The following is a 23,105-nucleotide window of genomic DNA, read 5'->3' on the forward strand; positions in this document are numbered from 1 at the left end:
GTCTCCTATCTCCGGCTGGTCACATCGACCAGCGCCGTCCGAAGCGCGCGACATTGGCTCGCAAAGAAGTGTTGTGACACTGAGGCGTTCGCGCCGACGAGATCGAACGTGTGGAAGGCTCCTTCGGCGATCTCCTCGTGCACCGGCACCCCGGCTTCTCGGAGCCGCTGCGCGTACTCGCGGCATTCTGCGTAAAACAGGTCCTGGGTGCCCACTCCAATCCAGGCCGGGGCAAGCCCCGACAGATCCTCGCGTCGAGCAGGTGCGGCCTTGTTCGGATCCGCGCCTCCCAGGTACCACTGCCACGCGAGCTGGTTGTCTTGGGCTGACCACATCACGCGCTTCTCCTGGGGGTACACGGCACCGGTGCGGTCGTCGAGCATCGGGTAGACCATCATCTGCAGGGCAAGCGTCACGTCGCCGCGGTCATAAGCAAGCTGTGCGACACGGGCGGTGAACCCGCCACCTGCGCTGACGCCTCCGACCGCGATCCGGTTCGGATCGACCCACTCTTGACGCGCAAGCCATACCAGCGCCGCATAACAATCCTCGAGCGGCGTGGGATAGGGATGCTCAGGTGCGAGTCGGTGCTCGACGGCGACCACCGTTATATCGGTGAAGTTGGAGACCTTGCGGCAGAACCGGTCCTCCTGGGCAGCGGTTCCCATCAGCGTTCCGCCGCCATGGATCCACAGCATTGCCGGGCCCGCTTCGGTCGTACGTCTGGGACGGTGGATGCGAACCGACACGTTCGGATTGACGGGTATTGGTTTGAGCCCGCGAATCTTGCCTGCGGCGCCCGCAACGTTCATCAGTGCCCGCGGAACTTTCAGCCCCCTGTGCAGCGCGTAGCCCTTCGGCAGAAGTCGGGCCAGTTTCCTCAGTTCGGGGTCGAACGCACCGTAGTCGATGTCACCCACCGGCAGCCACCGCGATCCGTGAGGCCGGCGTTCCCTTCGTAAAGCCCGCCCGCAAGAAGCTGCCCGTACGCACCTTGCCGACCAGATCGGTCGCCACGCCTTTCCGGAACACCGTACGACCGCCGACGAGGACGGCGGTCACCGTTTCGTCGTTGCGGTTGACCATTCGGCTCAGCCCGCCGTACTGGTCGACGCGCTCCTCGGCATACGTGTCGAGGGATTCGTCAAGGTGCGTGGGGTCGATCACGGCCACATCCGCGCGGTCGCCCACGTTGAGATGTCCGGCATCCAGGCCATACCAGTCGGCGAGTTCACCGGTGAGCCGATGTACCGCATGCTCCAAGGTCATAAATGGCGCGCCCGCCTCGATGCCCTGATGGACATGGCGCAACAGGCACAGCCCGCTGTTGTAGAAGGCCATGTTGCGCAGATGCGCGCCGGCGTCCGAAAAGCCGACCTGAATTCCCGGATCGACGGCAAGCTTCTTCAATACCTGGGGCCGGTGGTTGGAGATGACCGTGCGCCACCGCAGCGCGCGGCCGTGTTCGATGACCAGATCCAGGAAGGCGTCGACGGGGTGGATACCGCGGTCGAGTCCGATCTGGCCGAAGGTCTTCCCGACGAGCGACGGATCGGGACAGTCGACGACGTCGGCGTCGAAGAAGTCGCGGTGCCAGGCTCCGAGGGCGAACTTGTCGTCATACTCCTTGCGGAACTGCCTCCGGTACGCTTCATCGCGCATCAGTTCGTTCCGCTCGACTTCGTCACGCAGATGGAGTGCTGCCGCACCGGCGCCCAACTCTTCGAAAATGACCAGGTCGATGCCATCGCCATACACCTCGAATGGCACCGGGAGGTGTTGCCAGCGAAAGTTGCCGTCGAAAGCATTGATCACGCGGGCCGCCACACTGAGGATCCGGTAGCCGAGGGGGTTGGATTTCGCATCGGCTGCGGCCAGGAAGCTGATTTTGAGCGGACGCCTCAGGCCGCCGATCGACCGCAGCAGCTGCGAACCCATCTTGAGCGGATGCGTGATGTCCGGCCCGCTCTGCAACACTCGCCCACGCTTGCGCACCAAACGAGTCAGGCGACGCATCTCCCGCCGCTTCACGTATGTCGACGGCAATGTGCGCGATCGGCAGACATCGCCGTCGAGCCGGTCGAAGAGCAGCTGCTGGGACGACATTCCGACGAATCCTGCATCGAGTGCCTCGCTGAGCCAGCGTTCCATCTGCGCCTGCTCCGCCTTGGTCGGCCGGTCATCCTTGCTGGTGGCGCGATCGAGGCCCATGATCGCAGTCCGCATATCGGAGTGCCCGATGAACGCGGTCACGTTAGGCCCGAGTGGCCGGTTCTCGATCGCCGCGATGTACTCCTCGGCGTTCGACCAGTTCTTGTGCTGGTCGATCGCCCCGATGACGTACTCGCGCGGGATGGCCTCCACCCTGCCGAAGAGGTCCCCGGCGTCGACGCCGCCGACATGAACCGTCGAAATCGAACAGGAGCCGACCATGATGGTGGTGACACCGTGGCGCAGCGATTCCGGCAGCCCGGGCCCGTCGAGGACCTCGACGTCGTAGTGGGTGTGAATGTCGATCAGCCCCGGCATCACCCACTGTCCGGTCGCGTCGATCTCCTCGATCCCGGTGATCTCCTCGTCGGTGACCGCCGCGACGTGACCGTCTTGGATGCCGACATTCCCGATGAGGGACGGGCCGCCCGAACCGTCGAAGAATCGGCCGTTCTTGATGACAAGGTCATAACTCATCGAGTCGGCTCCCCTGACTGTCGGATGCTCCCTGCACAATACACTTACACAATATTGTATGGTCACCGAATCATTGGCCGGTTCACCGGAGGGACATGACTACGTGACCCACTCGGGCTGCTGCTCTACCTCGACTGCGGAAAAATCCTTGTGGCCCAGTCCCGCTGTGCATCCGCCATCAACGACGAACTCCGAACCGGTCGAGTAGCTTGATTCGTCGCTGGCCAGATACACGACGAGGTTCGAAACTTCCTTCGGGTCGGCGGCACGGCCCAAGGCGGTTTGGAAGATGTCGTCGGGAATCCAGTCCGTCATCGGCGTCTTGATCAATCCCGGGTGGATCGAGTTCACCCGAATTCCGCTGGGCCCGAGCTCCAAAGCTGTGGACTTGGTCAGCCCGCGCACGGCGAACTTGGAGGCGGTGTAGCCGTGGCAAGCGATCGTGCCCGCCATGCCCTCGATGGACGAGATGTTGATGATGGACCCGCGGCCGGCCTCCCTCATCGGCTTGACGACAGCGCGGATGCCGAGGAAGACGCCGGTCAGGTTGATGTCGAGGATCCGCTGCCACTCGGCAAGGTCGTATTCTTCGATGGTCCCGACGTTGAGAATTCCGGCGTTGTTCACCAAGATGTCGACACCACCGAACTCGCGGATCGCCGTAACGACCGCTGACTCCCAGTCGATCTCTTGGGTGACGTCGAGGTGCACATACCGGGCGACCTCCCCCAGCTCCTTCGCCACCAATTCGCCTTCATGGTCGAGGATGTCGCCGAGCACGACCTTCGCGCCCTCGGCCGACAGCGCCCGCGCGTGCGAGGCTCCCATCCCCCGTGCTCCGCCGCTGACCAGGGCGACTTTGCCTGCCAAACGTCCCGTCACCTGTTCTCACCTTTCTTGCAGGGTTTCGCGCGAGCCCCTAGGGCCGCAGCTCGTAATCGTCGGGGTTCGTCTGCCTCGTCCACGTCCACATGTCGAAAATGCGCCCACCGAACAATGTCGGCACCATGCCTGAGGAGTTCTTGTAGTAGCTGCTCTTTATCGCCGGATGCGTGTAGACCATCGTCCTCAGCCGTTCCTGGTTACGCCGGTTGTAGTTGTCACAGACGTCGCTTCTCGGCACCGCCGACCTCGCGCCGCTGGCCAACACCATGTCGATACACCCCATGATGTAACGCATCTGGCACTCGGAGTTGTAGATGATGCTGGCGCCGTTGACCGCGTTCGTGCCAGGACCATATATGCAGTAGAAGTTGGGAAACCCCGGAACCGTCACTCCGAGATAGGCATACGCGGATTCGCCCCACGCATCATTGAGCGCCAGACCGTCCAATCCGCACACATTGATCGGCCCGAGTTGATGGTTGACGTCGAACCCGGTGGCCCAGATCAAAACGTCCGCCGGCCGATGCACACCGTCGGCCGTTCTCACACCGTCGGCTGTCACTTCTGCGATCGGGTCGGTGATCAATTCGACGTCGTCACGCTGCAGCGTTTTGAGCCACGTACCGTTGTCCTGCAAAGTGCGCTTGCCCATGGGCGGATAGTCCGGCGTGATCTTCGCCAGTAGCTCCTCGTCATCAGTAAAGGCACGCATCCACGCGATAAACAGTTCGCGCACTTCGTGATTGGCTGCACTGCAGGACAGCCCGCCGTTATCCCATTCCGGGTCCATGATCACGCGGTCCGCGGCGCCATCGGCGATCGGCCACCAGGACACGAACCGCAGCCACCGTCCGTAGTAGGGCAGATGACGGATCGACCAGCGTGCGGCGTCGCTGACCGGGGCGTGGTAGTTGACGTTGGGCGCCATCCATTGCGGAGTGCGCTGGTAAACGTTCACGTGTTCGGTGCGCTCCGCGATCGCGGGGACGAGTTGGAATCCACTGGCGCCCGCGCCGATGACGGCCACTCGCTTACCCGTTAGCTCAACATCGCCATGCCAGTTCGCGGTATGGAAGGTGGGTCCGCCGAAGGTATTGGCGCCCTTTATGTTTGGAATGACAGAGTTGCTGAACTGGCCCACTGCGCATATCAGTCCGCGCGCTTCTAGCATGTCGCGGCTGCCGTCGGACGCACGCGTCTCGACTCGCCAGGTCGCCGAGGCGTCATCCCAGGTCGCCGCCACGACTTCGGTGTCGAACCGCGTGTTCGCGCGGATGTCGTAACGATCGGCGACGTCGTTGAGGTACTCGAGGATCTCGGGCTGTTCGGAGTAATGGTGAGTCCAGTGGTCGGTGGGTTCGAATGAGTACGAGTAGTACTGGTTGGCGATGTCGACCCGGCACCCCGGGTATCGATTGGCTAGCCACGTCCCACCGACGCCGGACTGCTTCTCGATGATGGTGAAGGGAATGCCCGCGTCTTGGAGCTTGATTCCGGCGAGCAGTCCGCCCTCCCCGCAGCCGATCACGACGACGGGGAAGGCGCTGCGCTGTGCCGGTGTGGATGCCAGCCTCGGACCCGACTGATCGGCATCGCTGAAGCGCAGATCCGCGGCCACGTAGTCGACGAATTCACCGGTGACCTGTCCGACCGACACCACGTCAAGCATCGCCTGCAGCTGGCGAGCGTCCGGGACGAACGGCGGCGGGCAGCCGCGGTCGCGGTAGTCGCGCACCACATCGAAGGCCCGTGCACGCACCGTTTCCTTATCGGCCTCGCTCATACCGCCCTGCAGGTCCATCGCAATGAGCATGAAAGGTCTCGGGAGTTCGTCGAGCAGGCTCATATCGCCGGTCATGTGCACCATCGACATCAGCAACGCGGGCACGCTCGCCTCGTCGATCGCGGCGCGGATCGCGTCATCCGAGGCATCGAATGGCAGTCCGATCAGACGGTTGACGTCCGACGGACCGACCATATTGGCACTATCTACCATGGGCTGACTCACCGCTTCACCATACAGTCCCCCTTATGCGTATGGTCAATGGTTTGGCCCCGGGTGTAGCTTGCCTTATCAGATCGAGGAGGCATCGCCATGGAAACCTGTACCGATTCGTTTGCGCGGTTGACGGCTCCGCTCAAGCACCTGCAGTGCGACGGCAACCCATTCTTGACACTGACGAATCCATTTGACTTGCAGAATTGGACCCTGCCAATCGTCGAACTCCTGCTGACGGCCGGTGCGATCGCCTGCCTGGTCCACGCCATCCGCTGGTACCGCCAGCGACGCGACTCGATGAATCTTGTGGTGTGGGGTTCGCTGGTGCTCGCGCTCCTGCTGATCGAACCGATCACGTACTTCCCGCAATGGTTCGGTCTTGAAGCGTACATGGGCCTGACCTTCGCCCACGGACAGTTCACGGTGCAGTTCCTGTACAACAGACTGCCCCTCTACATCGTGGCGATGTACCCGGTCTACGGGTATGTGGCGTTCATCCTCGTACAGCGAACGGGAGTGCTCAAGAAGTACAACGCGTTCATCGGTGCCACTTCCGTAGCGACCGGCTTCCTCGTGCTGTTCGAGGTGGTGGACACCGTCGGGCCCCAGTGGGGCTGGTGGATCTGGAACGACCAAGTGCCACAGTCGCATCCGTCGATGGGCCCAATCCCGTTCACCAGCATCGAGCTTTTTTCGATCGCCGTACCATTTGCTATCGCATTCGTCACCCTGCTCGTGAGTCGCAAACAACCACGCACCGGTAGGAAGATCGCCCGGGATATCGTCGTAGTCAGTGTTCTGGTGTGGCCCGTCATGATGGCATCCTCGATGGTGCCCACACTGCTCGATCTCGTCGGCCTGTCCCTGGAGACCGCGCGCTCGGTGTGGCTCTGGACGCTGATCGTCGGATGCTTGGCCATCACCGCGTATGCATTTCGCGGGGCCTACCAGGCGCGCCGATCTAACCCTGAGCTCGCACCGGCAGGCGTTGATCACGACCACTTCGGTGCTGTTTGTGTCGGGGTATACCTCGTATTCGGTGTGATTTTCTGGGCCGCGGCACTGCCCGATTACCTTGCCGCTCAGAACGGTTTCACCGACACGGGCCTTCGAATCGGCAATCTCGCGTTCGGCGGGGCGGCGTTTCTGGTCGCAATCGCATTCACGGTGGCCGCATATGCGGGGGGCACCCGGTCAGCGGCCGTTCCCGACGCCCCCGAATCTCGAGTCAACGTCGAATGACCACCAGCACTTCGGAAATCGACCCCGCGGATGGCAGATTCTAGATTGGCTCGGCCTCCGCAATGGCAGCGCGCGTTGGCGATCCCCTGATCTCGGGACCGTGGGGTCGAACTGGCCGGCATGCGAGGCGAATTGGTCGGCGAGTCGTAATTGACAGTGTCTCAAGCGAGTCCGCGTCAGGCGACGTTTTGGGCGAGATGGCGATACACCGTGGCGCGGGAGACGCCCAGCATCGCCCCTGGGCGCCGGGGTAAAGCCGGGGCGAGGGGTGCAAGGCGATGTTAGCTAGCCGCGGCAAGTCGGTGGCCCGGACCGTGACAGCGTCCGCCCGGGGCTGCTGTTCTGATTCGAACGCCCGAACCAATGTGACCGCTCGGATTTTCGGCAGCAGGCGACCCAGCTATTTGCGGATGGTCGCTATCGTCCACGCTGGAAGGATCGGCGCCCGGGTGAGAAAGTGGTCTCCCTGGCCGATCTGCCTTAGCAGAACTTGCGTTCGCAGGATGCAACTTCCCATCCGCACCATGGCGAAGATCTCGTACCAGCCGAGATCGACGAGTGGTCGGCCGATCATCACCTCAAACCGTCGAATGACCTCCGCGCGGGTGTCGAATCCTGGCAATTCAGGGTCGATGTCGAGGCCATTGACCTCTAACATTTGCCGACGGGTCGCTAGCCACCACGCGAAGTCGGTCTCGGCGGGGCATATGCAGGCCTGCTCCCAGTCCAAGGCCCCGACGATCTGGCCGGTGTCGTCAAAGATCGCATTGGATAGCCGGGCGTCGCCCCAGCACACCGTCAGCTCGGCTGGTTCCTCAGGTTGGTAGTGCATGAGCCACTCGAACGCCTCGGCCATGATATCGGGAACCTGGTTCTCGGTTCCCCATTTCACGTACTCACGCCACCAGGTAAGTTCCGCGGTGGTGCCGACACCGCTGGGGCGTTCCAGCCAGGTTGCGTCGGTGATCGGAACTTGCTGCAGATCCGCAATTGTCGTAAGGAACGAGTCGTGAACCCGCCGCTGCACGTCGGGGCCGGCGTCGTGCAGCCACCCTCTCGTCGCATACGAGGTATCTGACGGCGTGTGACCGACGATCCGCGGCATCACCAGAAACTTGGAGCCGATCCATGAGTTGTCAGGTTCATAAAGGATCGGCGACGGCGTCGCGATCCCATGCTCGTGAAGCAAGTTCTGGGTAAGGGTTTGTGCACCCAGGTCGTAGTTGGGGAAGATGCCGCCGCCTGTGGGCGGAATCCGCACCACGTACTCACTTATGCGTTCGCCTACTTTCGCATCAAACAACAGGCTCTCGCTTGACCATCCCGCGGCTCTATTTGCCGCGCGCAGTTCCGACACTGCGGTTTCGATACCGAACCTGTGCTCGAACCACAACTCGAGTTGCCTGCGGGTCTCGGCTAGGTCGCGTTGAGCAAGGGCGATGCCAGCCATGCCAACTAGAATTACACACAGCACCCCGAATGTAAAAGAAGGCAAGTTTACGTCTGTGGGTGTCAGTGTAATATGCTCCCGCAGGTGACCCGACCCCAACCACTCACGTTCGGCGATATCGAGGACGCGAGCTTACCCCTTGCGATGCTTGTTCACGGCTTCCCGGACACGCCAAGCACCTGGCGACACCTTGGCCCCTTTCTCGCCGCGCGCGGATACCGGGTGGTGGCGCCATGGCTGCCCGGATACGACGCCCCGGTGTCGAAACCCGTCAGCGTAGGGACGTACGTACGCCATCTCCTCGAGGTCCGTCGGATGTACCGGGCAAATGAGCGGGCGGTACTCATCGGTCACGACTGGGGTGCGAACGCCGGATACGGAGTCATCGCCACCGCCCCTGCGGCGTTCAGCCGCTTCGTCGCGCTGGCGGTTCCCCCGATCGCCGCTCTTGGGACGGGCATGTTCACCTATGCCCAGATCAAGCGGTCGTTCTACATCTGGCTTATCCAGCAAGTCGGACTCGCCGAGGCCGCGCTAATCGCGCCCGGCTTTTGGGAAGGGCTGTGGGCGGACTGGTCGCCGGGGTACGACTCGCGCGGCGACGTGGCTGAGCTGCGTCGATACGTGACGGAGGACAACATTGCCAGCGTGATCTGTCCCTACCGTGCGTCCTTCAACACACGATTCGCGGATCCGGAGGCGCACACCGAAGCGTCAGCGTCGATGCGGCCGCCACCCGTGCCGACTCTGTACCTGCACGGCGCCAACGACGGCGCGATCGGTTCTGATCTTCTCGGTGATCTCGCCGCCCATTTACCCGCCTCCGGATCGGCATTCGAAATCTTCGACGGTGTGGGTCATTTCCTACATCTTGAGCAGCCCGAGCTGGTCGCGGCCAGGGTCGCCGGCTGGCTCGAGGGTTAGCCTGCTGCCACGGCGGACCGTGGCAGCCGCCTTCGAGTCGGGTCGAGGCCAGCAGCATGACGCAGCTCAGCCAGGAACTGATCTGGACTGCCGCCGCCAATCATGTAGTGGCAGACTGCGATTCGCACGACTGCCGCAGCCGCGACGTCTCCTTTGTCGCCGGGGATGAGGCGGGTAATGCGCTCGTGCATGATGGGCAGCACGCGCTTCATCTGGTACAGCACGTGGTCGGGTTCCGTGTCGGCCAGCGAGCCCAGTGAATACGAGCTTTGGAAATCCACGATGAACTGCAGGGCGGCATCCAGTCGGTCGGCGCCGCTCAAGCCCGCCACCGCGGCGGCAATACCCGCGTCGAAATTGTCCTGCTCATAGAGGCCGAACGCCTCGAGGAGCCCTTCCTTCGAGCCGAAGTACCGGTACAGCGTCGGGCGCGAGACCTTGGCTTCGGCGGCGACGTCTGACAGCTGCAACTTGCGGCGTCCGTCGCGGGCCAGCACGACGAACGTCGCCGCAAGGATCCGTCGTCTCGTCGACGGCTCGACATCTGTGACCGGACGAGAAACCACTATCGATTCCTTTACATATCAGCAGTCGAATGTCACACTAGCACTATCGGTTTATCCTCGCTGTGCAAATTGCTTATGAGACATCGCGCATGCCAATGTTAAGGCCCGGGACGCCGCGATCGCGACATCCAGCGGCGGGCGCATGGGCGCGTCGATCGGGAGGTGGCGACCACTGACGAAACTCGTGGTTCGCAAGATTCCGTGGGAATTCGACGCGACCGTGCCGTTCATGTGGCAGCCTGCCAACCCGAACTTCGGCCTGTTCTGCAATGCCTTCACATTCATTGCCGTGCCCTTCGAGCGCTACATCGTCGCTGCGGTCCGAAAAGCACATGACCGCCTGAACGAGGACCCCGATGTCGCCGCCGAAGCCGAGGCGTTCCTGCGGCAGGAGGCACAACACGCGGCGGCGCATCGCAAGCACATGCTGGCTCTCGTGGCACGTTACCCCGACCTGGAACGCGTGTACGAGGATGCTTGCAACGCCTATGACGAACTCATCGATGAGCAGCCCGTAGAATTCCACGCGGCCTACATCGCCAATCTCGAGGCGACATTCACGCCGCTCTTCAAAGTCATTCTCGACAACCGTGATTCATTGTTCGGTGGTGGAGACCGGCGCGTCGCCTCACTGATGATGTGGCACTTCGTCGAGGAGATCGAGCACCGCAGTTCTGGGCTCACCTTGTGCCGGCACATCAACCCTGATCCGTGGTATCGCGTCAAGCAGGTCCGCCGCACCTTCCGCCACATCGGCGCGCTGTCCGCGCGTGTGGCCAGGACCTTTGACGAAACCATTCCGTTCGAGGACCGCGGTGCCTCGGCACAGGAATTGATGTCAAACTCGCCGCTGCTCAGTGAGTTTAAATACCGCATCCCGGGCGGCAACCGTCGGCGTGCGCGGCGCAGCGGGCCGTCCTCGTTGTTCCATGCCGTGCCAACACGTCAGTTGACAAACATGGTATGGCGGCTGGTGCTGTCGCAGACGCCCAACCATGATCCGGCCGATCAGCCACTTCCAGGATGGGTCGATACCTGGATACGTGAATACGAACGGGGCACTGACATGACATCGTTCTTCGGCGCCGCGCCCTCAGACATCGAAGAAAGGTGACCGCGTTGCTGTCAACGAACTACGGCGGTTTGGTCCCCGAGGACGAACTCCTCACCCATCAGATCGTGGACACGTTTGCCACGGTTAGCCAGTCGGATCCGTCGTGGACCGAAAAGATCTGGACGATCGCGCATGCGCGAGACAACTCTCTGCAGGTAGTGCTCGGGATCGGCAAGTACACCAATCGCGGCGTGTTCGATGGGGCTGCCGGCGTGTGCCGTGGCACGGAGCAGTGGACCGTTCGGGCAGGGCGGCGGTTGTCGTCGGACCCGGCAGGCACCCACGTGGGGCCGATTCACTACCGCGTCGAGGAGCCCCTGCGCTCAGTGCGAGTAAGCCTCGATAGCACCGAGCACGCCCCCATCGCGTTCGACGTGGTGATGCGAGGCAGTTTCGATGCGGCGCTGGAAGATCCATGGCCGGATCGGAGCCCGGACGGGTATCGCGTCACCCACAATGTGTTGCGCTACCACCAGATCGGCGTTGCGTCCGGCTGGGTGGAGGTCGAAGGCGTCAGAACCGAGATCGACGCCAACAAATGGGTCTCGATCCGGGACCACTCATGGGGACTCCGGCCGGGCGTTGGCAAGCCGATACCGGGCTTGCCGCGTGGCGGCCGGAAAATCAAGCAGATGTTTATGACCTGGCTGCCCATGACACTAACGCGCTCCGATGGTTCGGCTTACTCCCTGTTCGTCTTTTATCAAGAGGAGCGCGGGGACGGATTCACCGAGATACGTTGCCAGGCAGAGCAGCAGAACGAGGATGGCACCTGTCAGCGGTTTGCGTCCGTTGAGCAGGACCTGCACTTTCAAGACGACAATCGTCGTTTCACCCACGGAACGATCACCCTGATCGACACCGACGGTACCAAGCGACCGTTGACTATCACCGCCGCTGGCCCCACCGGCTTTCACCTCGGAACCGCCGGATACTACGGCTGGAATGACTGGGTGCTCGGCCAATGGGTGGGCGACCTCAAAGTGGAAGGCAGCCACGTGACCGACTGCGATCACCCAAAGAACGCTCGCGAGTTACACCAGCTCAGGGATCTGCTTGTGCGGGTGGAGGATTCCGTCGGCGGGGGTATCGGGCTGGGCAACGCCGAGACCTTCGCGCTGGGCGCCGTTCCTGAGCGTGGTTTGAGCGCGGAGAACTCGTTCCTGTGACCGGAAAGCCGACGGCCGCTCGTGCGGGTCAATCAGACAACGCTGCGGCCCGCGTAGATCCGGCCGAGTTCTTCGGTTCCGATACTCTTCAGGATCCCTATCCGGTTTATGACCGCATGCGTGCTGAGGCGCCGGTGCACCGCATCGGTGATTCGGAGTTCTATGCCGTCTGCGGCTGGGATGCGGTGATCGACGCTGTCAATCGGGTGGAGGATTTTTCTTCCAACCTCACTGCGACCATGGTGTATCACGATGACGGTTCGGTTGCCGCGTTCTGCATGGGCGAGCCCGGGGCCGAAATGCACGCGCTGGCCACTGCCGACGATCCAGTGCATGCCATGCACCGCAAAATTTTGCTACCGCACTTGTCCGCCAAGCGCGTTCGCATCATCGAAGGGTTCGCCGCCCAGACCGCCGACCGCTTATGGGATGAAAATCTGCGCGACGGACACATCGAGTGGATGAGTGCCATGGCGAACCGGCTTCCCATGATGGTGGTCGCCAGGCTGCTGGGTTTGCCCGATGACGATGTCGACAATCTCATTCGGCTTGGCTACGCCACCACCACGCTGCTCGACGGGATCGTAACTCCGGCCCAGCTCGAGGCGGCCGGGGCTGCGGCGTTCGAATTGTCCAGTTACGTCATGGAACATTTCGATAAAGCGACCGAGAACCCGCAACCCGGTCTCATCAGCGACTTGGCCGCGCGCTTTGCCTCCGGCGAACTGGCGCAGACCGCGGCGCTCGGGATGATGCTCACGCTGTTCAGCGCAGCCGGCGAATCGACTGCCTCGCTATTGGGCAGCGCGGCATGGATTCTCACTGATCGCCCCGAGATTCAACAGCAGGTTCGTGAGAATCCCGAATTGCTGGGTGTTTTCATCGAAGAGGCGCTGCGGTATGAACCACCGTTTCGAGGCCACTACCGCCACGTATGGCGCGACACCACACTCGGCGGAGTCCAGGTGCCGGCGAACGCGCATCTCCTGCTGATGTGGGGAGCAGCCAACCGCGATCCGGTGCAGTTCGAGGCGCCAAACGAAATCCGCCTTGACCGCAGTAGCGGCAAAACCCATGTGACATTCGGTAAAGGCGTTCATTTCTGTGTAGGAGCCGCGTTGGCACGTCTTGAGGCTCAAATCGTGTTCCGGATGCTGCTGCGGCGCACCACCTGGATCGAAGCGGTCAATGTCGGACCGTGGCTGCCCAGCATCCTGGTGCGTCGACGGGAAAGCTTGGAGCTGGCGATCGAATGACGACCGATGGATTCCTGATGGACGCCCCAAAAGGAGTGGCTTCCCACGGAATTCGGCTCGGAATCGCGTCGTCATGAAGCTGGGGCGGGGCGTGCGCCGCAGGCAGCATCCGGCGGGCCGGGCCGCCCGGGCGCTGCTGGTGTCGGGCGCCATTATCCCGACGATCCTGGCGTCCGCGTTGATTGCCGCAATGATGTTCTGGGCACTTCCCTCCGGCGCCGCCCTGAACGAACGACATGTGCTGTTACTCAATGTCGTTACCGCCTGCATCTACTCCGCGATCTCGATTCCGAGCGCGATCGTCTGGGGCTACCTCTGGCTGACGATCCCCGCTAGTGCCGACGAAGGCATCGAAGGGCGCACAATCCTTGCCCGACGACACCGCTCTGACTGCTGCGCCCGGCCCAGTGCAAGGTGACAATCGTGGATTTCGTGTGCCGCGAGTCGACGCTATCGACCAATGTTAGGTGGCTGTCCGCTCGAACAGGCTCACAACGTTGCTTGGCGTCTCAGCAACCTTGGCCTTGGCGGTGGCTGGTTCTGGCAGCGGGTTCCCCGCACCGCCATCCTCTTCCGGAATCCAGTCGCCGTACACATCGAGCGTGAGCGTGTAAGTGCTGTGCCCCAACCACTTCGACACCTGCATGAAATGAACGCCCGAGGACAGCCACAACGTTGCCGCCGTATGCCGGAGGTCGTGGAGCCGCACACCCTGCACGGCGGGTGCATCTTTCGCGGCGGGTCGGCTCGCCGGTAGCCCCACCGCCTCCAAGGCAGGTCGCAGCAGGTTCTTGTAGAACGCGCCGGGGTCCACCGGCTCCGAGTAGTCCAACGGCGCAACCGCCCGACACCCCCGCCGTCGCGCACCACCGAGCGCACGGTTCGGCCACAAAGGCGCGTAGCGGTCGTAGTCGGGCGAGTTTGGGTTGCCGGATGGGTGTTCGGTGAGCAGGTACTTCTCCATCCGCGCGGCCAGCCACCCCGGTAACGGGACCGTGCGCCGGGAATTCTCGCTCTTGAGGGTGTCCGAAACCCACACGCCGCCTTTGCGCTTCTTGGCGCGGTCGATCTCAATGCGCGCCCGCACGCCGTCCGGCCCCGGCGTGAAGACGAGATCGCCAACCTCCAACCCGGCAATCTCCTCGGCGCGCGGGCCGGTGTACGCCACGAACAACGTCATCAACTCGTACACCGGGTACCGCTCGCCGACGCTCGCTGACACGGCCGCGACTTCGACGGCTTTTAGTGGGTGGTGCCGCTTGTTGCGGCGTTTGGCGCTGTTACCCGAGTAGTCCACCCCGTCAACGGGGTTCGACGTAATGGCTTTGTGCCGTTGTGCATAGACGAAAACGGCGCGAAGCGTCGACCAATGGTGCTTGAGCGTGGCCGGCGACATACCCCGCGCTACGAGCGCCGCCAAGAACTGCTCGCAGTGAGCCGGGGTGATCGACGCGATTGCCTTGCCGCCGAACTCCGGCAGCGCATACACCGCTAGGCGGCCTTGATAGCCGTCGACTGTATCCGCCTTCACCTTGCCGCTGGCGGCCTTGACTCTCTGTGACTCGACCCAGGCACGGGCGTAGTGCCCGAATGGCAACTCCCCCGCTCTCTTTGCGTCAGCCAGAACACCGGTACCGCTGGTGTGTTTGGCGGCGTTGAGCTCGTCCCGGCGCGCCTCAGCGGCTTCGCGGGTTAGGTAGCTTTCCTGCCGCGAGCGCGTCCGCTTTGGACCGTCCGGATGGTCTGGGTTCGCCGGCACCGGTAGGCCGAACTGGTCGCGCACCGGCTCGCGCCAAACCACCTCATAGCGCTTTACCGTCTTGCCTTTACGCTTCTGCGTCGTGTCGTAGCTGCGGATGTACGCCATGTCACGACTTCCTTTACGGGGAGTTGGGCTGCACGAAGCTGCAGACGATGCCGCGCAGAATGTTGCCTATCGGGCGCCTCATGCGGCGGTGTTCTGTCTGCTCGTGCGGGCCAAGATGCGCGCGACCACGGGACTGGTCCACCCTCCGCCACGCTTGGTCGGGTGACCTTCAGCGGCGAGCACGCGCGCGATCTCACGCGTTGACGCGCCCTGCTCTGCCAGGGCTCTCATCCGAGCCAGGGCCGCTTGCTCGGCGGATTCGGCCACCAGTGCGCCGTGCGGGTTCTCGGGGTTCGGCTTGTCGACCCGCCAACCGTATGGGGGCGAGCCTGTGGCGTGCCCGCCCTTCGCAGCCTTGGCATTTCGGCCGTCACGGAGCCGCTTAGCGATGAGTCGGCGATCCAATTCGTGGAAAACTCCTCGCATTTGGCGCATGGCCGTCCGCATGGGATCGTCCGGATCATCGCGGGGGACCTCCTGCGGCGGCACGGACGTAAACACCGCGCACGACTCTTTGCCCCAGACCTCCGCCAGCACGGCCTCTTGCACGCTCACCGCGCGGGCAAGCCTGTCGAGGTCGCGCACGATCAGCCCATTGGCTTTGCCGTCGCGGACGATCGTCAGGGCGTCGAGTAGGCCGGGGCGCTTGGCAGCGTCGAGGGCACCGCTCTTGCCCTCGTCGACGCTCCAGGTGACAATCTTCGCGTCCAGCGACTTGGCGGCCTTGCGGATAGCCTCGCGCTGGACATCGAGCCCATATCCCTTGTCAGCTTGCTCGATGGTCGAGACTCGCAGATAGGCAACCAGTTTCATGACCGCGCCGCCTGTTGCTCGGCGTGTTCGACGTGCCAGGCGTAAGTCGCGAGGTACTCCATGATGTTCTCGTAGTCGGCTTCGGCCAGCACCGTGTTTTCCTCGCCTGCAACGACTTTCCACATGCCGTTGTCGCGGATGAGCGTTATCGCGGCATAGTCGCTTAGCGGCGCGGGAAGTCGGCGAAGGCCCAGTGACTCGAAGGGTGGGCCGCCGTGAGCGAGCCAATCGGCTGGGTATTGGACGTTTTCCACATCGTTCCTCTCGTCCGCGTGTCGGCCGCAGGTTCGCGACCAGGTAGGCCGCTGAACCTTTAGGTTGCGCGGCGCCCTTACCGGAGCCTACGCCAGATAGCACATCTTGATAATCGGTCTATCTGTGGCTTTATCTTCCATAGCAAATTCTCCTCGGAGTTGGACCCCGATTTGCGGGTGTGCGCCTGACTCCTACCGCAGGCGGCTCCCCCGGCGCCTTCGACGGACCTTGCTGTTTCGCAGCCAAGACGCCCGCATTAGCGCGGCCGCTTCGTCTTGGTTAAGCGACCTCGGTAGAGGTCGTACCGGGGCCGTAGGTGTTGCCGATTCGTCGACGGGTGGTTCTGGCCGGTCGGTATGTTCGGCAGCGTCTACGGGGCCGCTAGGCCGGTACGCGTGCGCCTCCCGCGGCGGTGTGGCTGCTGGCGGCTCAGGCTCCAGGTAGTGGCCGTCAATAATTCCCAAAGCCACGAGGAGTCGTTCACCCCACGGCGCGGGTAGGCCACGGCCGTCGCGCAAGGCGCCTGCACGGTCCATGGCATCAATCAGCGCATTCGCGATGTAGTTAGTCATGGCGGCCTGCCTTTCGGCTGCTTTAGCCCGTACTTGCGGCGCCATGCCGCCGTGCACACGACAAACCGTCGTGCCCCGCATTGCCCAAGCCCCGCAGGGCTTTCCGTCGCGCTGCCGATGCGCCCTACAGCGATTCGTGTAGCGCAGGCGACCTTCATACCCCAAACCTTTACTCATAGGTCACAAAAGTCCTCTACTAATAGGTTTTTTTCTTCGATCTTCCGCCAGGGGGGGCAACCGAACCCGTACCTATAGGCGTGGGGCGGGTACGGGTTCGATTCCGTACCCCGCCCGGCCTAGGCCGCCGCGAGGGACAACCCGTACCCCTACCGGTACGGGTTGAAAGTTTGCTTCTAGCAGATAGTTTTCACCGATCATTCGGCAACCCGTTCCGAACCCGTACCGTCGTCGGTATCTGTTGGCTTCGCCGCCTCCGAGCCGTCTTGAAGGTCTTCTCGCCGGAAACGCTTCCGACGCAGACTCTCGGCGTTCGGACCCAGGCCTACTCGGTCACGATTGACTGACCGGCCACCTTCGTCGGCGGTGCAATTCTTGATCACGACGCCACCGTTTATCTTCAAGCTCTGGAACGCTTCACGCCTCTTCGCATGGTTGCCGCCTACCAGTTTCAACACGCTCGTTTCGGTCAGCTCGAATGGGTGGTCCGCGACGACTTGCAGAATCGCGGTCATCGTGTCGTCGGCCCGCGCTCCTGGCGACTTCACGTCCATCGGTCGACATTCCCAGTCAACGCCAGTCCACGCGATCACGTCCGGGTCGCTCTTATCGCGATCTAATGTCCAATCCACCTCAAGGCGTTTCCCACCGCCTCGGCGCGTCCCGGTCTCGACCTGCAGCCAGTACTTGTCGTCGTCGAGATTCGGTGCGTCGCGGTGCTTCTGCAGGATCCACGAGTCGGCCCACTGCGCCATACCGGCTTGAGCGACGTTGTCTAGGTCCAGTCGCTCCGGTGCGGTCTTGTTGAAGTGGTCGCCGACAATCAGCGCCGCTTCGTCACCAATCAACGCCCGTAGGTTTGCGAGCATCGGCCCGCGCGCGTACAGGTTCGAGACCTCCACGTCGCTGGGATGGTAAGCGTACAGCGGATCCAGGATGACTAGCTTCGGTTGCAACGTGTCCAGGTGTCGCTTGACCGCTTCGGTGAACTCGCTATTGTCGAGCGCACCGACTCCGAACTCCGCGCCGAACGGCAAATCGCGCAGCGTTTCCGGGTCGATGTAGTAGCGCGCCGCGATTACCTGGTGTCGGTTCGCAAAGGTGCTGCGGCCGCCCTCACCCGCCAGATACAACACCGGCCCGGGCGAGGTGACGTGGTACTTCTCGAACAGCGACCTGCCCGCCGCGACCGCGACCGCAATTGTCTGTAGGGTCCACGTCTTCATCGACTTCTTGTCTCCCGCAAGCACCCCCGCCGACCGCTCGGGCCAGATTCCCCGCACCAGCCACCGCATCGGCTCCACCGGCTCGGCCAGCTCGCGGGCTGACACCAACCGGTAACGTCCGCCGCTGTCGTTGGCCGGCTCAGGTACGTCGTCGGGGGTCGTGTCGTTCAGCCTGATCGGCTCACCGTGGGCGGCCATATTCCGATCCATTGCGCGCGTCGCGTAGAACACGTCGGGTCGGCACACCCTAGCGGCCCATGCCACCATGCCGTCGAACTCAGCCGCGGCCTCATCTGCGCCGCCATTTCGATCTGGCCCTACGGCACCAATGAACTGGTCGCGCAGGAACACCAGAACCCCAGGCACTCCCGTCAACCCCGCTGCACCCATCTCCACCAGCCAGCGGATGTGTTCTTGCGAGCAGTCGTGCCGCGCAACGTGATTGGGATTGCGACAGCAGCCGCGAAGACCAGCCAGCGCGTAATCGAGCTGTTCCTGCACCAGAGGCCCGACCGGCCCTTCGGGCATCCCGTCCAGCCAGGCTTGCGCCTGTTCCTCGGTCGCTAGCGACGTGGGTCCGTCGCGGTAGCCCTGAATACACAACGGCAGCCACGCTTCCGGCAAATCTGGCCATGTATCAGGTGGAGGCGGTTCGTCCAAAGGCCTGTCGTCGGCGTCGAACCACCGCTCGGGGTTGCCGGTGTCGGGATTGATACCAGCGTTTACGTAACGGTGAGTTGGCGTAACCACATCTACACACGGCCCCAGGCCCTTCCGGAACTTCAGCCGCTGGGGCACGCGAAAGGGTCGCTTCTCGCTACCGTCTGTCCTGTTCCGCAGCTTCGGTCCAATTGGCAGTTCGCACCCCGCCCGCTGTGCAAGCTCGGCAATCGTCGCCGCACCAGTGCCAGCCGGCCACTCGCCCTTCGCGTAGTTGTCAACGTCGATAACGATCTGTCCGTCCTGCAAAACGAATGCGATGCCATCGTCGCCGCGCGCCCGCCGCCATTCTTCGATCTGCTCGTCGGACGGCGGCCGTGTGTTGTGATGCCCGGTAAAGCCATTCGGCGGCGGCGATTTCCGCCCTTGCGGCAACGGAATTGGTGCCGGATAGCCTTGCCGCAGATACACGGGCGCTAGGTCGCGGTAGTTAATGGATCTGTGGCCGTTCGTGTCTGAGCTGTCCCGCTTCGCCTTTCGGCGGTTGGTCGGCTCAGGTATCATCGGTAATGCCCTTCATTGGGTCGCCTGTTTCTTGCCATCTGATTCGGGTAGTCGCCCCCGGCCCGCCAAATCCGGGGGCGGCGATTTTATTGGACAGCACCAGACTTCGCTCGATACGTTCCGGTTTGCTTCCGCGACACGATCCAATCCAGGCCATCGCGCCTCGAGAAGAAATTGCAGTTTCCCAACCGCGTCGGAACGATCTCCCTGCGGAGCACCGCGTGCTTTATGCTTCGACGGGTTACCGGCAGGCCCTGCTCACAATGCAGGTACTCCCAGAGCTCATTTTCGGTGAGCACGGGCTTATCCATGTCATCCACGGACGCCTCCAAACATTCGGTCTCGCCTGCGATAAACGCTGACGGGACAACGTGACTCGGGAGGCGCAGCGCACAACCTGCAAGAGCGCAGGGGCGCGCAACACGAGCGGTCTACTGTCACCCGACCCCGGAAGGGCCGGTACTTAGACTTTACCCGAACCGCGCGCCGCCGCGCCCGTTTGTCGGGCGAACGCGGCGACGGCGGAAACGGGTCACCTTATGAGTTGTGCGACCACCTCCTTTTGGTTTCGACTGCGCCGGAACTTTTTTGGGCCGTCACCAGGGCGCCCACAAACTCAGCCGGACATTGATCAGACCGGCGTCGCTATCGTGGTACTGCAACATCTCGACTAATTTGTCCGTGAGCGCAGGGGTGTCTGCGTACGCACCCATCTTTGTAACGAGCCATAAACCGTTTACCTTGTTGGCGCTCAGGCTCCGCGGCGGTTCGTTGTGGTGGGCCCACTCAAACCTTTCACCCGGCCCGAGTCGGTAGGTACGCCGCTCGTTTAGTGCTGTCATGCTATTTCACCTCCTCTACTGTGTTGCAGGTAGCCCAAACCTCGCCCCGCCCAACAAAAAAGAGACCAGGAGCTCACCCTCATTAGGGTTAGCCTCTGGCCTCTTTGGACTCTGTGAGCGATCTGAAGTTTGGAGCCAAATCCCACTCTGGGCTCGGCAACGTCAATGTACATCGTTTCGGATTCGACCGCAAGGCAATACAATTCGACGGAATTTTGGGTCAGACCGGGCCACGAACGTCTATACATATAGAGAATCTAAGGAAGCATGCGCGCTGCCGGTGGCCCGGTTCGGGCCAAACAATGCTTGCGATCGCCGATTCCCGCGGCGGGAGCATCGGCACGGTGTGTTCGGCAATCCGCGGACTATGGCGCTAGGGACAGGGGACGTCATGACGAGAGGAGCTCTCGCGGGGCTCGAACAGCGCCTACAGAAGCACTTTGAGCACCGGCACCCGTGCCCGTCGATCTCCGCGGCCCAGCAGAAACTTGACGGGTTGTTCCCAAGCTGAAATACGCGGTTTGATTCCCGACATCGGCTTTACGTTTGAGCAGGGCTATGCACCCGGAACGCCCGACGCGCGGCAGCGGTCCCCTAGCGGTCCCGTACTCGGCTCTACTATCCCAGGCATGCCACTGAAGGTCTGGCTCGCCGGTGAGCAACTCGACCTCCAGCGCCTTGCTGCTCTTTTCTCAGATGGCGATGTGCGGGTCGTCCCAGACAATGACGAGGACGGTCGTTACTACCTGACAGCGGTGGGCCTCGACCAGGCACACGAGGTGAACCGCGTCTACCCCACAGTTCAACTTCTGCTCGGATGGATCAACGGCGCGGCGAAGGTGGAGATTCCGGACTTTCACGACGTGACGTACGCCGGGCGTTACACCACGGCTAACGGCGACCAAGTGATTCAACCCGCCGCAGCAGTTCTGCGGCTCCGAGTGGGTGTGACCGCTAGCGCGGAGGTGCGCGGCCCGGACGGCGCAGTGAAGCCATCACCGCAGCCACCCGCTGTAACTCGCGTCGCCCTCGCCGCGTCGAACGATCAAGTCGCCAAGGTGCTGACGCTAATGGCCGGCGACCGGAACTGGGATGACCTCTGGAAGGTGTACGAGACGATCCGCAAGGCGGTCGGCGGCACAAATGCTCTCGTGAATCAGCTCCAGTGGATAACCGAGGGTGACAAGAAAGCCTTCAGGGAATCAGCGAACAACCCCGACGTCAGCGGGGACGACGCGCGCCACGCGATCCCGACGAGTCCAACACCACCGACGCGAACGATGACGATCGATGAGGGCCGAGCCTTCATCAACGATCTCATCGCGAAGTGGACCGACTGGGTGATCGCAAACTCCTAACAGCTCAGTTCGGACGCATGGGGCCGGAGATGTCGGCCAGGCAGTGGACGATATGGCGCATGACAGGTGACGTGGATGAAGCGACCAACGCCCGTTTTCGCGCCGAGCTACGTAAGCAACTCGGGTTCCTTGGAAGAACCGCGAAGCTGTTTGACGAGGGGCACGAGGATGAGGGCGTTCGCCTGGCCGCCGTGATGCGGGTGCTTTTCCACGACACCTTTCATCCGAAGACTGGAAAGCCAAACAGCATCTCCCTGTTGACCCACCTCGGGATGCGGGAAAGCTGCACCATGCTCACCACACCCCCCACTCAGCTCGCGGACTGGAGGGATTTTCTAGCCGTGAAGATCGACCTAAATTCAGCAACGCCGAGCTCGCTCGTGCCGAGACTGGACCTCCAACTGATCGAAATCCCGTTTACGACTTGGTGGGATTCAGATTCGGTTAGAGCCAAGGCATCGGTCTCACGTCGGCGGCTCATAACGAACGCCGCCAACAAAGACGGCGGGGCCCACGTCGACCGCAAGCTAGAACGGTTCTACGAGGAACTGATGCACGCCAACTGGTCTTTAGGAATCACTGGCAACCTCACATATGACGGCCCGCCGCCATTCGAACAGGGCGTCACCCAGTACCCGAAGAATGCTCACCTGGCGCTGCTCCGGCAGTTCGCCTACGAGGTCCTTGCAACTGCCGAGCGATTCGGATGGTTCTGATAACGCTTAACCATGAAGCGCTACAACATTTCCCGCGTGCAACGGCTTCGGCGCCGCCAGCGCGCCCAGCGCCGCCATGTTGCCGGTGTGGTCGTCGGTGTTGATCAGGTGGCGTAGACGGTCAGCGTCGTCTCGACGTCGCGGTGCCCCATCAGCTCCGCGATGTCGATGGGCCGGATGCCGGCCGCGAGGCACAGGCTCGCGTAGGTGTGGCGTAAGGAATGGAACGACTGGTCAGGGTCTACGTTCGTGGTCGGCGTAAGCCTATTGGCCCGCAGCACCGCCGGTCGGTAGACGGCAATGTAGAACGTCGTGTGGCGGAGCGGCTGGTCCCAGTCGAGCACCAATCGCTTCTCGGCGTCTTCCACCGATAGGTCGGCCAGGGCGTTGGCCTGCCGCGGGGCGCGGGACTTCGCGGTGGTGCTCGGCGCAATCTCTTCCACACCCGTCGTGGCCGCTCCTGGCTCGCCGGGCGTCGCCCGCACTCCGGTAGGCCGGGGCCGGATGAGCACCATCGCGGGCCACAGCGGGGCGTCAGGTTCGTCCCGGTGCGGGTGTTCGGCGAGGTAGTCGCGCAGCAAGGCGGCGCAAGGTGCAACGGTCGTTGGACATTTCGATGGCGATCAGCACGCCTCCGTCCGTCGAGCGGGTCGACCGCTATGCCCGCTCACCCGGTCCGCGTGCCGCGAGGTTAGCTAGCGCTGCCGCGTATGGTAAGCACTCCGCCCAGTCGCCGGGGTGACGCCGGGGTGAGCGCCTTAA

Annotated in this window: 19 protein-coding genes; 8 read left to right on the top strand and 11 right to left on the bottom strand. The window is 62.7% G+C overall.

Annotated elements, in window-relative coordinates; all coding sequences use genetic code 11:
* Nucleotides 1-5 precede the first annotated feature (5 nt).
* From AC5Y49_RS02845 to AC5Y49_RS02860, 4 genes are all read right to left on the bottom strand, one after another.
* Nucleotides 6-920 carry an alpha/beta hydrolase gene (locus AC5Y49_RS02845; RefSeq protein ID WP_042911392.1) on the bottom strand — a complete coding sequence of 305 codons (915 nt, stop codon included), beginning with the start codon at nt 918-920 and terminating at the stop codon, nt 6-8.
* Nucleotides 913-2,688 (bottom strand): N-acyl-D-amino-acid deacylase family protein, encoded by a 1,776-nt coding sequence (locus AC5Y49_RS02850; protein WP_042911390.1) that lies wholly within the window; start codon nt 2,686-2,688, stop codon nt 913-915. The genes AC5Y49_RS02845 and AC5Y49_RS02850 overlap by 8 nt, the downstream gene beginning before the upstream one ends.
* Nucleotides 2,689-2,787: 99 nt before the next feature.
* A complete protein-coding gene (locus AC5Y49_RS02855) occupies nt 2,788-3,570 on the bottom strand; it encodes an SDR family oxidoreductase (protein WP_042911389.1) in 783 nt (260 codons plus the stop codon).
* 37 nt (nt 3,571-3,607) lie between these two features.
* Nucleotides 3,608-5,551, bottom strand: a complete 1,944-nt coding sequence (locus tag AC5Y49_RS02860) for a flavin-containing monooxygenase (RefSeq protein WP_162839951.1) — start codon at nt 5,549-5,551, stop codon at nt 3,608-3,610.
* Between the two features lie 117 nt (nt 5,552-5,668).
* On the opposite strand from AC5Y49_RS02860, the gene AC5Y49_RS02865 reads away from it, so the two are divergent.
* Nucleotides 5,669-6,814, top strand: coding sequence for a hypothetical protein (locus tag AC5Y49_RS02865; RefSeq protein WP_042911388.1), 1,146 nt, complete (start codon nt 5,669-5,671; stop codon nt 6,812-6,814).
* 400 nt (nt 6,815-7,214) lie between these two features.
* Here the strand turns inward: AC5Y49_RS02865 and AC5Y49_RS02870 are convergent, their stop codons facing one another.
* On the bottom strand, nt 7,215-8,171 hold the full coding sequence (locus AC5Y49_RS02870; protein WP_499884278.1) for a phosphotransferase family protein: 957 nt from the start codon (nt 8,169-8,171) through the stop codon (nt 7,215-7,217).
* A gap of 177 nt (nt 8,172-8,348) precedes the next feature.
* Between AC5Y49_RS02870 and AC5Y49_RS02875 the strand changes: the two genes are divergently transcribed.
* Nucleotides 8,349-9,188, top strand: coding sequence for an alpha/beta fold hydrolase (locus tag AC5Y49_RS02875; RefSeq protein ID WP_226057897.1), 840 nt, complete (start codon nt 8,349-8,351; stop codon nt 9,186-9,188).
* On the opposite strand, the gene AC5Y49_RS02880 is transcribed toward AC5Y49_RS02875, so the two are convergent.
* Entirely contained in the window at nt 9,185-9,754 is a 570-nt protein-coding gene (locus tag AC5Y49_RS02880; RefSeq protein WP_042911385.1) for a TetR/AcrR family transcriptional regulator, read from the bottom strand. The two genes, AC5Y49_RS02875 and AC5Y49_RS02880, sit on opposite strands and share 4 nt — an antisense overlap.
* 142 nt (nt 9,755-9,896) lie before the next feature.
* Here AC5Y49_RS02880 and AC5Y49_RS02885 point away from each other — a divergent pair, with 142 nt between their 5' ends.
* From AC5Y49_RS02885 to AC5Y49_RS02900, 4 genes are all read left to right on the top strand, one after another.
* Entirely contained in the window at nt 9,897-10,868 is a 972-nt protein-coding gene (locus AC5Y49_RS02885; RefSeq protein ID WP_226057896.1) for a metal-dependent hydrolase, read from the top strand.
* A complete protein-coding gene (locus AC5Y49_RS02890) occupies nt 10,865-12,037 on the top strand; it encodes an Rv3169 family protein (protein WP_226057895.1) in 1,173 nt (390 codons plus the stop codon). Before AC5Y49_RS02885 ends, AC5Y49_RS02890 begins: the two co-directional genes overlap by 4 nt.
* On the top strand, nt 12,034-13,293 hold the full coding sequence (locus AC5Y49_RS02895) for a cytochrome P450 (protein ID WP_054585831.1): 1,260 nt from the start codon (nt 12,034-12,036) through the stop codon (nt 13,291-13,293). The genes AC5Y49_RS02890 and AC5Y49_RS02895 overlap by 4 nt, the downstream gene beginning before the upstream one ends.
* A 73-nt stretch (nt 13,294-13,366) precedes the next feature.
* Nucleotides 13,367-13,711 carry a hypothetical protein gene (locus tag AC5Y49_RS02900; protein WP_042911384.1) on the top strand — a complete coding sequence of 115 codons (345 nt, stop codon included), beginning with the start codon at nt 13,367-13,369 and terminating at the stop codon, nt 13,709-13,711.
* A 45-nt stretch (nt 13,712-13,756) separates the two neighbouring features.
* Here AC5Y49_RS02900 and AC5Y49_RS02905 read toward each other — a convergent pair whose 3' ends face one another.
* The 4 genes from AC5Y49_RS02905 to AC5Y49_RS02920 form a co-directional block, all read right to left on the bottom strand.
* On the bottom strand, nt 13,757-15,160 hold the full coding sequence (locus tag AC5Y49_RS02905) for a tyrosine-type recombinase/integrase (RefSeq protein WP_042911382.1): 1,404 nt from the start codon (nt 15,158-15,160) through the stop codon (nt 13,757-13,759).
* Nucleotides 15,161-15,238: 78 nt separating this feature from the next.
* Nucleotides 15,239-15,973 carry a recombinase family protein gene (locus AC5Y49_RS02910; RefSeq protein ID WP_042911381.1) on the bottom strand — a complete coding sequence of 245 codons (735 nt, stop codon included), beginning with the start codon at nt 15,971-15,973 and terminating at the stop codon, nt 15,239-15,241.
* Complete coding sequence (locus tag AC5Y49_RS02915; protein ID WP_042911380.1) at nt 15,970-16,227, bottom strand: hypothetical protein; 258 nt, start codon at nt 16,225-16,227, stop codon at nt 15,970-15,972. The genes AC5Y49_RS02910 and AC5Y49_RS02915 overlap by 4 nt, the downstream gene beginning before the upstream one ends.
* A gap of 947 nt (nt 16,228-17,174) precedes the next feature.
* The gene (locus AC5Y49_RS02920; protein WP_080691165.1) at nt 17,175-19,427 is read right to left on the bottom strand and encodes an AAA family ATPase; all 2,253 of its coding nucleotides are present in this window, start codon (nt 19,425-19,427) and stop codon (nt 17,175-17,177) included.
* A gap of 1,471 nt (nt 19,428-20,898) precedes the next feature.
* On the opposite strand from AC5Y49_RS02920, the gene AC5Y49_RS02925 reads away from it, so the two are divergent.
* Together AC5Y49_RS02925 and AC5Y49_RS02930 are read left to right on the top strand one after the other, a co-directional pair.
* Nucleotides 20,899-21,627, top strand: a complete 729-nt coding sequence (locus tag AC5Y49_RS02925) for a hypothetical protein (protein ID WP_054585833.1) — start codon at nt 20,899-20,901, stop codon at nt 21,625-21,627.
* A gap of 59 nt (nt 21,628-21,686) precedes the next feature.
* Entirely contained in the window at nt 21,687-22,343 is a 657-nt protein-coding gene (locus AC5Y49_RS02930) for a hypothetical protein (RefSeq protein ID WP_141681816.1), read from the top strand.
* A gap of 104 nt (nt 22,344-22,447) precedes the next feature.
* Here the strand turns inward: AC5Y49_RS02930 and AC5Y49_RS02935 are convergent, their stop codons facing one another.
* A complete protein-coding gene (locus tag AC5Y49_RS02935; protein WP_226057894.1) occupies nt 22,448-22,924 on the bottom strand; it encodes a tyrosine-type recombinase/integrase in 477 nt (158 codons plus the stop codon).
* Nucleotides 22,925-23,105 lie beyond the last annotated feature (181 nt).

The sequence above is a fragment of the Mycobacterium sp. NGS62 genome (assembly GCF_059812285.1).

Bases quoted from the DNA above. Each gene is read 5' to 3' on its own strand.
- AC5Y49_RS02930 (WP_141681816.1), top strand. From the start codon at position 21,687: ATGACAGGTGACGTGGATGAAGCGACCAACGCCCGTTTTCGCGCCGAG.
- AC5Y49_RS02900 (WP_042911384.1), top strand. From the start codon at position 13,367: ATGAAGCTGGGGCGGGGCGTGCGCCGCAGGCAGCATCCGGCGGGCCGG.
- AC5Y49_RS02885 (WP_226057896.1), top strand. From the start codon at position 9,897: ATGGGCGCGTCGATCGGGAGGTGGCGACCACTGACGAAACTCGTGGTT.
- AC5Y49_RS02850 (WP_042911390.1), bottom strand. From the start codon at position 2,688: ATGAGTTATGACCTTGTCATCAAGAACGGCCGATTCTTCGACGGTTCG.
- AC5Y49_RS02910 (WP_042911381.1), bottom strand. From the start codon at position 15,973: ATGAAACTGGTTGCCTATCTGCGAGTCTCGACCATCGAGCAAGCTGAC.
- AC5Y49_RS02905 (WP_042911382.1), bottom strand. From the start codon at position 15,160: ATGGCGTACATCCGCAGCTACGACACGACGCAGAAGCGTAAAGGCAAG.
- AC5Y49_RS02865 (WP_042911388.1), top strand. From the start codon at position 5,669: ATGGAAACCTGTACCGATTCGTTTGCGCGGTTGACGGCTCCGCTCAAG.
- AC5Y49_RS02920 (WP_080691165.1), bottom strand. From the start codon at position 19,427: ATGATACCTGAGCCGACCAACCGCCGAAAGGCGAAGCGGGACAGCTCA.
- AC5Y49_RS02925 (WP_054585833.1), top strand. From the start codon at position 20,899: ATGCCACTGAAGGTCTGGCTCGCCGGTGAGCAACTCGACCTCCAGCGC.
- AC5Y49_RS02860 (WP_162839951.1), bottom strand. From the start codon at position 5,551: ATGGTCGGTCCGTCGGACGTCAACCGTCTGATCGGACTGCCATTCGAT.